Source organism: Phaeocystidibacter marisrubri, assembly GCF_008933165.1.
GTDB classification, from domain to species: Bacteria; Bacteroidota; Bacteroidia; order Flavobacteriales; family Schleiferiaceae; genus Phaeocystidibacter; species Phaeocystidibacter marisrubri.
Genome location: NZ_WBVQ01000001.1, coordinates 434,989 through 447,745 on the forward strand (window position 1 = coordinate 434,989; position 12,757 = coordinate 447,745).

7 protein-coding genes are annotated in these 12,757 nt (G+C 45.3%); 5 read left to right on the forward strand and 2 right to left on the reverse strand.

Annotation, left to right across the window (positions count from 1 at the left end; all coding sequences use genetic code 11):
• Positions 1-38: 38 nt before the first annotated feature.
• Both F8C82_RS01900 and F8C82_RS01905 read right to left on the reverse strand, forming a co-directional pair.
• Positions 39-455 carry a thiol-disulfide oxidoreductase DCC family protein gene (locus F8C82_RS01900; protein WP_151691746.1) on the reverse strand — a complete coding sequence of 139 codons (417 nt, stop codon included), beginning with the start codon at positions 453-455 and terminating at the stop codon, positions 39-41.
• Positions 452-3,160: a T9SS type A sorting domain-containing protein gene (locus F8C82_RS01905; RefSeq protein ID WP_151691747.1), complete on the reverse strand. Its 2,709-nt coding sequence runs from the start codon at positions 3,158-3,160 to the stop codon at positions 452-454. The genes F8C82_RS01900 and F8C82_RS01905 overlap by 4 nt, the downstream gene beginning before the upstream one ends.
• A 146-nt stretch (positions 3,161-3,306) precedes the next feature.
• Here F8C82_RS01905 and secDF point away from each other — a divergent pair, with 146 nt between their 5' ends.
• From secDF to F8C82_RS01930, 5 genes are all read left to right on the forward strand, one after another.
• Positions 3,307-6,408, forward strand: coding sequence for a protein translocase subunit SecDF (gene secDF / locus F8C82_RS01910; RefSeq protein WP_151691748.1), 3,102 nt, complete (start codon positions 3,307-3,309; stop codon positions 6,406-6,408).
• Positions 6,409-6,517: 109 nt separating this feature from the next.
• Entirely contained in the window at positions 6,518-6,790 is a 273-nt protein-coding gene (locus F8C82_RS01915) for a Sec-independent protein translocase subunit TatA/TatB (protein WP_151691749.1), read from the forward strand.
• Positions 6,791-7,732: a calcium/sodium antiporter gene (locus tag F8C82_RS01920; RefSeq protein WP_151691750.1), complete on the forward strand. Its 942-nt coding sequence runs from the start codon at positions 6,791-6,793 to the stop codon at positions 7,730-7,732.
• 164 nt (positions 7,733-7,896) lie between these two features.
• Complete coding sequence (locus F8C82_RS01925) at positions 7,897-10,086, forward strand: glutamine synthetase III family protein (RefSeq protein WP_151691751.1); 2,190 nt, start codon at positions 7,897-7,899, stop codon at positions 10,084-10,086.
• 123 nt (positions 10,087-10,209) lie between these two features.
• Positions 10,210-12,729, forward strand: coding sequence for an OmpA family protein (locus F8C82_RS01930; protein ID WP_151691752.1), 2,520 nt, complete (start codon positions 10,210-10,212; stop codon positions 12,727-12,729).
• Positions 12,730-12,757: the final 28 nt, after the last annotated feature.

Here is a 12,757-nt window from a genome sequence, read left to right on the forward strand (position 1 = left end):
ATAGATAAGTAACCCCGGCGTTAATCGTCGGGGTTTTTTTATGGCAAAAATTGAGAACGCCATTCAGGGGGTGGGAGGGGGCAAGCTTCGTACTTGCCAAACCAACGGTAACGCACCTTTGCAATTCCGTCATACACCCAATTGCGAAACCCTCTTGGAATGAGGTAGAAGATCTTGGTCAACTGCCAACCTCTTCCAATAATACTAGCACAGCGAAGTGCGGCATCAGACTGGGTGTAAACCTTCCCATTGTGCAATAGAATGAGAGAATCTAAGCCGGCCAATTCTGGGTGCTTATTTAGAAATGATTGTGCTGTAACTCCCTGAAGAGGAGCCATCTTGAATTGAACGCGAACATCGCGCTTGAGAATAAAGGATACGGCGCCATTGCACAAAGCACAGTGTCCGTCGTAAAAAAGAAGAGGCCCTGAGGCCTCTTTCCATTCGTGTGTCATTTTTGTAAGATGATCTTGGCATAGGTGGGGCTACCGTCGATTACCATCTGAAGGATGTAAACTCCGGTGTTCCATGAAGAGAGATCTAGTTCTCCGGATGGGGAGAATTCACCTCTCGCGTGAACTTTACCATTCAAATCAATGATTTGATAGCCAACTCCATCGATGTTCTCTAGGTCTACCACGATTCTTCCCGTTGTTGGGTTCGGATATATGGATGCCTGAGTCAATGTATTGGGTTCGCGAATGCTGATATCATACTTTTCCCCTTTCATCAACAATACTCCTCCATTGTTCACGCCTATCAACATCTCAGGAAAACCGTCGAGGTCGAGATCCGCAAAATCGGCATTCATATAGCCCCAACCAGAAAGGACCTCTCCTGCGCTAGGCGTCATCGGGCGAATGGTCATTCTCGTATTTGGACGAAGTGTAGATACGGCCTTGTAAGGTTGAGCACAACCATTTGAAGTGTTGTTGTTGTATCCCGTAATATCACCGTAGGCATTCGCTCCAAAGCCTACATCTGTTGCAGCTACATCATTGTTTACCAAGGGGAGGTTTTTGCTGAAGCAAATTTCAACGACGAGGTTTGAAGTGCCATCCCATACAAAAGGCTCTTGAAGGGTGATGGTGTTCCATCCTGGAGAAACCGGTAATTGTTCGTTATAAACTTCAGTGAGTCCGGTTTCAAATGCGGTTAACTCTGTCATCGACGAGTTTTTCATTCGAACAATAATCCCATTCGTGATGCTGTTGGAGGTGTTATTCGTAGAGACGTTGAATGCGATGTCTTCGATTTGACCTACCGTAAAGCCCATGGATTGAAGCTCTTGAGCCGTGAATAGAAGTTGATTCCTGCCCGTTCTTTTCTCTGCGCCTAGCGGGGTAAGTTCAAAACCGGTGGTAGACGTGTTTCCCGTACCAAAAGTGGCTTGGGTAAAGGCTGGCTGGCCCACAATGGAACTTGCTGAATCGAATTGAGTAATGCCGAAAGATTTACTGCCGACCATCAATTGTTCCTTCCCGTTGAAATCGTAGAAACGAGGCATGGAATAGCCCGGAGAATTGCCCGCTTGATCGGCGTTAATGCCACCAAACCTATTGGTTACCAAAGTAAACGTACCATTGGAATTGTGGTAGTAATTGATATACCCATCCTTTTCGCCGATCACTAAGTCAAGCTGACCGTCGCCGTCAATGTCGAACAAATCAGGAGCAGCGTTAGATCCAACATCAATGGACTGGAAGCTAGTAGATTGTAGGGTGAATTGTGGGGTTAGAATACTTCCTGTGTTGAGGTAATAGAGCAATGTGCCATCTGTTAGTCCAACAATGAGGTCTTGGTCGTTATCACCATCTAAATCTCCAAAAGCAGGGTAGTAACCTGTTGGATTGCTTAGACCAGCTGTTGATATTAGGTTTTTAGTGACAAGTTCAAAGGAGATTGTACCACCACTCGAAGTATTTCTGAAGTACCAAAGTGAGGATTCATAGTCGCCTCCAGGGTGCCACACTCCACGATTTCCAACCACGATATCTAGAGCATTGTCACCATTCAAATCTACAAACGTTGGATGCGCTCCTTCTCCCATATCAATCATAGAAGATTGAAGGAATGAGCTATCGGTAAAAGTGAAGTTTGGTTGTGCGGTAGATGAGTTGTTGTGGTAGGTCCAAATCTGGTTTAAGTTCTTTACGCCGATATCGTTAGGAGCGGTGATGAAATCCTTTTTCCCATCAAAATCAATATCCAGATAGTAGAAAGAAGGGAATCGGAATACGTCAATTGGAACGCTTCCATCTGGAGCCCATTGAATGGACTGTGAGTTCATATAGGCGCTGTCTGGAGTTCCATCATTCATCGCAAGAACCGCGGTAGAGAACGAAACATCACCCAAAACCATATCGTGTAATCCGTCGTTGTCGATGTCGAAAGACAAAATTGTGCTACCGCTGTGCATCCCATCTTCTGGTTGATCTTGCGGAGGAGCAGCACCTGTAATGCACGCGTCTAGTTCAATGGCATTGCTGTTTAAATCTTCTCGAAAACCTCCCCAACAATCTTGAGTAACCAAGTAATCTAGTCCACAGTGGTTGGGACTCACGTTTTCGTGAAAGTAGATTTGGACACCATTGGTTTCAAACGACAAAATATCGAGGTCGCCATCACCGTCCACATCTACAATAGCTGGAACATCAATAGAAGAAACATAGACGTTGCCGTCTGTTCCGTTCATAAAATCCGTCATTAAATACGGATCATTCCCCAAGGCGTAATTAAATGACAATTCTGTGGTGCTCGTATTTTCGTACACTGCGATAGCCACTTGCAATCTGCTGGTAAAAATATCCATCTTCCCATCGCAGTTAAAATCTGCTGTTACGAGAAAGTTTACTACCTCTGGGAAGGCCTTTCTGTACTCAGGAGCGAACTTATAATGAGTATTCGAACCAGATCCTGTGGCAACGAAAGGCAGAAGAACATTACCATCCCGGTCAAATACCAACAAATCCATCTGACCATCTAGGTTCAAATCAATCTCGTTGAATTGGGGGGATAGAAGGCCTCCTGAAAAGGCATTCTTAAGCGTAGTGCCATTCACCAATACATCGGGCTGAAGGAATTCTTCAAACTTCGTTGTTTGCTGGGCAAACGTGGTTATGCCCAACAGAGATAGAGCGGTGAGTAGCTTATATTTCATGTGTAAAGTTTTATCGCAATGTGAATGTATAAAAATAGTTGATTTCAATGGGGTTGGAATGAGTAAACGGAAATTGGGATATATGAAATGAAGTTCTATATATTTGCGCGTTATTCGAAAACCCTTTACGCTAAAAACACGCTATCATGCAGAACAAAGGCGTGATCCGCTTATTTGCGATCGTCTTCGCTGTAGTTTGTTTGTGGGAACTCTCCTTCACGTACTTCGCCAACCAGGTGGAGAACGACGCAACTGAAGTTGCGGCAGGAGATGCCGAACGCAAGCAGAACTACTTGGATTCTATGTTGACCCAAGAGGTATATAGTCTTGGCTTTGAGTCAATGACCTATACATATGCCGAAGTGAAGGATCGGGAGCTTAACCTTGGTTTGGACCTTCGAGGAGGTATGAACGTTATCATGGAAGTTTCCGTTCGCGACATCTTGCATCTACTTGCAGATGATACTCAGGATCCAATGTTTATGCAGGCTTTGGCCCGCACAGATTCAGCATCAACAAGCAGTCAAGATGCTTATGTTGACCTATTTTTCCAAGAATTTGACGCTATCCTAGCTAAGTCAGGAGGAGTACGTAAGTACGCGGATCCAGGCTTCTTTGGCACTCAGAGAATTACTGAGCGCATTGGGTTTAACGCTACAAACGATCAAGTTAAAACACTCGTTTCGCAGTACGTAAGTGATGCGGTAGACGAGGTGTATACAGTCTTGAAAGCTCGTATTGACCAATTTGGTGTGATTCAACCAAACGTTCAGCGTTTGGAAGGTTCAGGTCGAATTTTGGTTGAACTTCCAGGTGTGAAAGATCCAGAGCGCGTGAAGGAAATCCTTCAACAAACGGCGCGATTGGAGTTCTGGAAGGCTTACAAGGCCTATGAAATTGGAAACTATCTGTCTGACGTGAATGAGCGTCTTCGCGGTATTGTTGAAGTACCAGAAGAGTTCAAGAAAGCGGTAGCAGCACAATCGGCTTCAGATTCTACCGATAGTGGTTTCGACGCTTCCGAATTCGCAGGTATTGAAGAAGATTCAACAGGTGAAACCACTGAGGTTGACTCTGCAGCGGCTATGGCTGAGGCGGATTCTCTTCAGAATATGTTCAACCCAATTTGGACAATCTTCTCGCCAAATCTAGATCAGAACAACAGTTGGCAAGCAGGTCCATTCATCGGTTATGCACAGGTGAAGGATACCGCTTTGATTAACAGCTACCTCCGTATGCCGGAGATTCGCTCGCTTCTCCCTGCTCAATTCCGCTATGTGAAGTGGGCATGGAACCGTCCAACCAAAGGTTCAAACTTTGTTGGCTTGGTGGCGCTTGCAGGTAACCGTGATAACTCTCCAGAATTGGAAGGTGATGTGATTACCGATGCTCGTCAGGACTTTGACCAAATGGGTCGACCAAATGTGAGCATTGCCATGAACGCCGTGGGTTCTAACCTTTGGAAGCAACTTACCGGTCGCTTGGCGGAAGAGCAAGATATTTTCGATGTACCAGGTCACCCATCTCAACTTGATGGTAACGGTAAGCGTGGTTATATCGCTATTACATTGGACGGAGTGGTTTACTCTGCACCAAGTGTGAACAGCGAGATTCCAGGTGGTCGTACAGAGATTTCTGGTTCATTCACTGTAGAAGAAGCAAAAGACCTTGCTACCGTACTTCGTGCGGGTAAGCTTCCAGTGCCAACTCACATTGTTCAATCAGAGGTAGTTGGACCAACCCTCGGTGAAGAGGCGATTCGCGCTTCCTTCAACTCTTTCCTCATCGCTCTTATTGTAGTGATGTTGTACATGATTCTTTACTACAACTTCGCAGGTATCGTTGCTGATATCTCGCTTATTCTCAACATGCTCTTCATCTTTGGTATGTTGGCAAGTATGAAGGCCGTTCTTACCCTTCCTGGTATGGCAGGTATCGTTCTAACCATTGGTATGGCGGTAGATGCGAACGTAATTATCTACGAGCGTATCCGTGAAGAACTATCAAACGGTAAGGATGTTAGATTGGCTATCCGCGATGGTTACAAGTACTCTTATAGTGCGATTATCGATGCGAACTTAACGACCTTGATCACTGCGATTATCCTTTACGTATTCGGTACAGGTCCTATCCGTGGTTTCGCAACTACATTGATTATCGGTATCCTCAGTTCATTGTTCTGTGCGATTTTCGTTACTCGTTTGGTTTACGAATGGAGATTGAGCAAGAAGGCAAAGGTTACTTTCAGTACGAAGTTTTCTGATGGATGGATGAAGAATGTAAACTTCGACATCATTGGAAAGCGTAAGACTGCTTACGTTATCAGTGCAATTCTTATCGTTATTTCCTTAGGTTCACTCTTTACGAAAGGATTGAATCAAGGTGTGGACTTTGTCGGTGGTCGTAGCTACACGATTCGCTTTGATCAACCTGTAGATATTACGGAGATTGGCGAGAGTGTGGGTGCACAGCTTGTTGATGATGATGGGGAAGTGTACACTCCAATTGTAAAGACCTTGGGAGAATCTTCTCAAATTGTCTTGACAACCAAGTACAAAGTTGCTGAAACAGGTGTTGACGCTGAAATTCAGCACAAAGTATACGAAGGGGTGAAAGGATTCTTCAAAACTCCTGTGAGCGAAGAGGTATTCATGGCTCAAGGTGATGAGGCCATCGGTCTCGTAGCGAGTCGTCAGGTGGGGCCTACCATTGCAGATGACATCGAGCGCGATGCATTCTGGGCGGTATTGTTCTCCCTACTTGCCATCTTCTTGTACATCCTCATTCGATTCAGCAAGTGGCAATACTCTTTGGGTGCGGTTGCAGCATTGCTTCACGACGTAATTATCGTGTTCGGTATCTTCTCCATTTTCGACGGTGTTTTGCCGTTCCAGTTGGAGGTAGATCAAGCATTCGTTGCGGCTATCCTTACAGTGATTGGTTACTCATTGAATGATACCGTGGTTGTATTCGACCGCGTTCGTGAGTACTTCGGCCACTACCACAAGAAGCGCGCAATGAGCAGCATCTTGAACTCTGCAATGAACGGAACACTTAGCCGTACGGTGAACACTTCCATGACTACCATGGTTGTATTGTTGATCATCTTGTTCTTCGGTGGTGACTCTATTCGCGGATTCATTTTCGCCATTACCGTGGGTGTTCTTGTAGGTACGTATTCATCGTTGTTCGTTGCAACACCGGTGATGTTCGATGCAACGAAATCAGATAAAGAAGACGACAAGTAATCGTTTCTTTACCGCATATTAGAAGAAGGTCGCCATTGTGCGACCTTCTTTCATTTTAGTAGGGAGGGTGGCAATAAGATTCCTACTTTTGCATAGTCAATACTAAGTCATGGGTACTTTTCTTTTCATCAGCATGCCAGAAATCATGGTCATCCTCCTTGTAGTGGTGATGTTTTTTGGTTCGAAACAAATTCCTGAAATCGCCAAAGGTTTGGGACAGGGGGTGAAGTACGTTCGCAATGCTACGAATGAGATCAAGCGCGATATCAATAACAGCGCTAACTCAAACGATGACATTCGCGAAGCACGTGACGCTATTTCTGAAGGAAAAAAGGCGTTGGACGATCTTACAGATTCTGTACGTAGATCAACCAAATTGTAAATGGCCGTTCTCTGGATTCTATTGGGCTTGGCTCTCCTTTTAGTTGGAGGGGAGTTTTTAGTTCGCGGTGCTTCGGGCATCGCATTAAAGATGAAGATCACTCCTCTGATAGTAGGATTGACCATCGTTAGTTTTGCCACCAGCGCTCCTGAACTCATCGTTAGCGTTCGCGCTTCTTTTACCGGACACCCAGACATTGCCCTGGGAAATGTCATTGGTTCAAATATTGCCAACATCGGATTGATCCTCGGTATCACTGCTATTGGTTTTTCTCTACCGGTTACTTGGTTGGCCTACCGATCAGATTGGTGGGTCATGATTTTTTCAAGTGCCCTTTTGGGCTTTTTCATTTTGGATGGAACTCTTTCATCCGTTGAGGGTCTCATCTTAGTTGCCGGACTCGTCAGCTACATCATCCTCAAGATTCGCGACAACAAGAAGAGTAAGAGTGCCGAAGTAGATCTCGACCCATCGGTGGCGAAAAAATCTATATGGACATTAATACTTCTCCTTATTCTCAGTGTGGTTGCCCTCCGTTACGGTGCAGAGTTCTTGGTACTTGGTGCGGTGGAGACGGCCTTGCATTTGGGCATAGAAGAAAGAGTGGTGTCACTTACTGTAGTCGCTTTCGGTACTAGCATTCCAGAATTGGCCGCTTCGCTGATTGCTGCTAAAAAAGGAGAGAAGGAAATGGCGATTGGGAATGTGGTCGGTTCCAATATCTTCAACATTCTATCGGTGCTCGGCTTTAGTTCGATTATTACGGATATTCCTGTACTGAGCAGTGATACAGTGGATTTTGATTTGTGGTGGATGTTGGGCTTTGCTTTAGCACTATGGCCTTTGATGCGCTACTTCACAAAAGCGCATATTGGAAGGGTAGAGGGTATCCTATTGCTCGCCGCGTATATCCTCTATGTGTATCTCTTGATAGCACATTAACCACTATCATCATTTTTCAATAGGGTGTTTAGCTGTAAAACGGTTGATTTTTCTGAGTCACCCCCTCTTTTCAACACATGTTTGCAAAAAATTTACATTCTTTTCGGGCTACACCCCCATGATTCTAATATCTTTGTGGCGTAAAATTCAATACTCAATTTACCATGTCCACAATTCGTTTCTTTTGTATTGAGGAAACTATGAATCGCAAACCGGTGAACTTTACACCAAATGCGGGTCGTGTTTCTGACTACTTTGGTTCACACGTCTTTAATGATAAGTCCATGAGGGCTTACATGACAAAGGAGGCGTACAGAAGTGTACGTTCAGCCATCGATCTCGGAGCTAAGATTGACCGTGAAGTTGCGGATCAAGTTGCAGCAGGAATGAAAGCCTGGGCAGTTAGCAAGGGTGCTACGCATTATACACACTGGTTCCAACCGCTAACAGGTGGTACAGCAGAAAAGCACGATTCATTCTTCGAGCCAACAGAAGATGGAGATGCAATTGAGAAATTTAGCGGTGGCATGTTGGTTCAGCAAGAACCCGATGCATCGAGCTTCCCAAATGGAGGTATCCGCAACACATTTGAAGCGCGTGGTTATACAGCATGGGATCCTACTTCTCCTGCTTTTGTGATTGGAACTACTCTTTGTATTCCAACCATTTTCGTTTCATACACAGGTGAAGCACTCGATTTTAAGACTCCTCTCTTAAGAGCTCTTCAAAGTGTGGATCAAGCAGCTACAGATGTAGCTCAGTACTTCGATAAGAACGTTAAGAAAGTAAATGCGACTCTCGGTTGGGAGCAAGAATACTTCTTGGTGGATAGCGCATTCTTTAACGGACGTCCGGATATGGCTTTGGCAGGTCGTGCACTTCTAGGTCACGGTCCAGCAAAAGGTCAGCAGCTTGATGATCATTACTTTGGAAGTATTCCAGAGCGTGTGATTCAGTTCATGCAAGAAATTGAGTTTGAAGCATTGCGTTTGGGTATTCCTATCAAAACGCGTCACAATGAAGTAGCTCCTTCACAATATGAATTTGCTCCAATCTTTGAAGAGGCAAACGTGGCCGTTGACCACAATTCACTCTTCATGGACTTGATGGAGAAAGTGGCACGTCGCCATAATTTCCGCGTACTTCTTCACGAAAAGCCTTTTGCGGGAGTAAATGGTTCAGGAAAGCATAACAACTGGTCACTTGCAACGGATACGGGGGTAAACTTGCTTCAACCGGGTAAGACGCCTAAGAGCAACCTACAGTTCCTTACCTTCTTTATTAACACCATCAAGGCAGTTCACGATCACGCCGACATGCTTCGCGCTACTATCGCGTCTGCAGGTAACGATCACCGCTTGGGTGCAAACGAAGCTCCTCCTGCGATTATATCTGTATTTATCGGCGAGCAACTCTCTGCCGTATTGGACGAATTGGAGCGTTTGGAGTCTGGTAAACTTAGCCCACAAGCAAAGACTGACCTCAAGCTTAACGTAGTAGGTAAGATTCCTGAAATCCTATTGGACAACACCGACCGTAACCGTACTTCACCGTTCGCGTTTACAGGTAATAAGTTCGAGTTCCGCGCTGTGGGGTCACAGGCGAACTGTGCGCAGCCTATGACCGTTCTCAACGCTATCATGGCCGATCAACTTCGCAAGTTTAAGTCGGACGTAGATGCCTTGATCAAAAACGGCATGAAGAAAGACGATGCCATCTTCAACGTGTTGAAAGACTACATCAAAGCGTCTAAGAAGATTCGTTTTGAAGGCGATGGCTACGGGGATGCATGGAAAGAAGAAGCAGCTAAGCGCGGCTTGAACAACGTTCCTGACACCCCGCGTGCGTTGGACTTCATGGTAACCGAAGAAGCTATCCGCATTTTTGAAGAAAACGGCGTATTGAACCGAGTAGAAGTAGAAGCTCGTCACGAGATTCTTTTGGAAGAATACCAAAAGAGAATTCAAATTGAATCTAGAGTATTGGGTGATATTGCGGGTAACCACGTTATTCCAACGGCAATTCGCTACCAAAGTACTTTGATTGAGAGTGTGCAGCGCTTGAAAGATTTGTTCGACGAGAAGACTTACAAATCAATGGCTCAGGCTCAGTTGGATATGATTTCTGAGATATCAAAGCACGTGACGGTGATCATTTCTGAAAAGAAAGCGATGATTGAAGCGCGCAAGAAGGCGAATGCCCTTACTGATACACGTGAAATGGCTATTGCCTACTGCGATACTGTTAAGCCAATCATGGAAACGATCCGCTATCACGCTGATAAATTGGAGCTGTTAGTAGACGATGAAATGTGGCCATTGCCTAAGTTCAGAGAGCTACTTTTCACACGATAATATGGTGTGACTTTTCCGAAAGTTGATAATTCCCCGTCCATCTCTTGGTCGGGGAATTTTTTTTAAAGCCGCAAATGGCTATTTTAGCGACTTTCGCACAGTCTAGAACGCAGATTATATTTTATGAAATACACGCGATTCGCCAGCCTATTGGCTCTTGTTATGATGTGTAGCCTACCAGTAATGGCTCAGGATACTGGTTCAGGAGAGGATCAAGACCCACGGGCAGACGAGCATAAAGAAGCCGACGAGTACTACGATGCTCGCGAGTTTGCTATTGCTGCTGAGTTGTTTAAAGATGCTTATTCTGAGGCTAACTCCAAGAGTGAGAAGGCCGAGATTACATTCAAACTTGCAGAATGTTACAAGTACATGCAGGATTACCGTTCTGCAGAAAGACAGTACAGTAGAGCTTTCAGTTTAGATTATGGACCTATTTGTGTCCTCCGCGAAGCAGACATGCTCAAAAACCAAGGTGAATATGAAGACGCCATTGGTAAATATGAAGAGTATCGTCAGCTCGTACCAGCCGATTTGCGCGGTGAACAAGGCATCCGTTCTTGTCGCCAAGCCGTAGATTGGATGGAAAATCCGCCTACCCGTTATCAAGTTACTAACATGGGTCGCGACTTGAATACCCGCGATGAGGAGCTTGCTCCAGCCTATGCCGGTAAGATGGGGAGAGAAACGGAAATGCTTTATTTCGTTTCAAACCGCGAAGAAGCTACTGGAAATGAAGAAGACGGATGGAGCCAAGCTGGTTTTACCGATATCTTCATGATTGAACAGCAACGTGCCTCTCGCGCAAGAGGTCGCAGAAGCAGCGCTCCAGAAGAAGTTTCTTGGTCTGCACCAGTTCAGATTGATGGCGAAGAGGAAATTATCAACACCGATTATCACGAGAGTGCACTTTGCTTCGACAAGATGATGAAGGAGATGTACTTTACTCGTTGTCCACGTGAAAAGCGCGCTCACTTAGGTTGTGCGATTTATGTGGCCAAGCGTTCAGGTACCAACTGGTTGCCTGCAGAGCCAGTAGTTCTAGCTCCAGATAGCACATATTCAGTAGGTCACCCAAGCTTGAGCGAAGACAATACCATTCTTTACTTCGCAGGTGCACTTCCAGGTTCTGTGGAAGACAGTAGAGATATTTGGATGACGACGTACAATCGCCGTGAGAGAAAGTGGAATACGCCTACCAACTTGGGTCCAATTGTGAACACAGGTGGTGATGAACTTTTTCCACGTGTTCATGGCGACGGTTACCTTTACTTCTCCTCAAACGGCCTTCCAGGTATGGGAGGTTTGGATGTTTGGAGAGTGAAATTGGGTGAAGATGGTATGCCAGAAGGCGAAGCCGAAAACATGAAGTGGCCTATCAACTCACCTGCCGATGATCATGGTTTGATCTTCGATCCAGGAGATCAAGCGGCTCATGGTTATATGGCTTCTACCTACTCAGAGCGCGATGACCACAGAGGAGGGACAGACCTTTATGAGGTGTACTTGGTTCCTTTGGAATACACGATTTCAGGTACTATTGTTAGCTCGAAAGACGGCAAGCCAGTTCCTCAAGTTACCGTTACTCTCGAAGGTGGCGAGGCTCCAATTGTCGTAAATACCGATGCGGATGGTTACTATATGTTCGACCGCAATCAATTGGAAGAAGGAGTAGTTTACAAATTGACTTACTCTAAGGCGAAGTTCTTCTCTGGAGAAGTGAGCACAACTACGGTTGATATTCCGCTTGCGGCACATGAATTAGTAAAAGATCCTCAGGGGGATTACTATATCCACAATATTGCGCTCAGTCCGAAAATTGAGCCGATTGACGTTCCAATTATTCTTCCTAACGTACTCTTTGCTACGGCGAAGTGGGACTTGACTCCAGCTTCTCAAGCTGCATTGGATACAGTGGTTGATATCTTGAACCGTAACCCGAACATCACAATCGAACTTCGTTCACATACGGATTACACCGATGATGCTGATAAGAACTTAATTCTTTCGAAACATCGTGCAGATACTTGTGTGAGCTATTTGATCTCTAAAGGAATTTCTCCAGATCGCTTGACTGCGGTAGGTAAAGGTGAGACTGAACCACGTACTATTCCAGAAGGATACGACGGATTGTACAGCGATGATTTCGAAGATGGTCAGGAGTTGACCGAAGCTTGGATTAAGCGTCAGAGCAAGGAAATTCAAGACAAGGCGAATCAATTGAACCGTCGTACCGATATGAAGGTGTTGAGAGACGATTACGTTCCTTCAGCTCCAGTTGGAGAAGATGGCGAAGTGATTGAAGCAGAGGAGGAAGAAGTAGTTCTTGAGCCTAAGCTACACGAAGTACAGGGACGTGAATCACTCGGTCGTATTGCTCGTGAATACAATGTATCGGTTCGTGATATTAAAGAGTTGAATGGAGGAATGCGCGGAGTGCGTGTATTGCCAGGAATGATTTTGAAAGTGACTCCAGGCGCTGATTACAGTGAGTTCGACAGAACGCACTACCAGTGTGAACGAGGAGACGATTGGGATAAAATTGCAGAGAAACTCGGTATGGATGCCGATACACTTGAAGAATTGAATCCTGATGTTGATGAAGATCAGTTGTGGCCAGGTCGCTACATCGAAATCGAATAATCAGATATTACTATCATGGAAGCGCCCT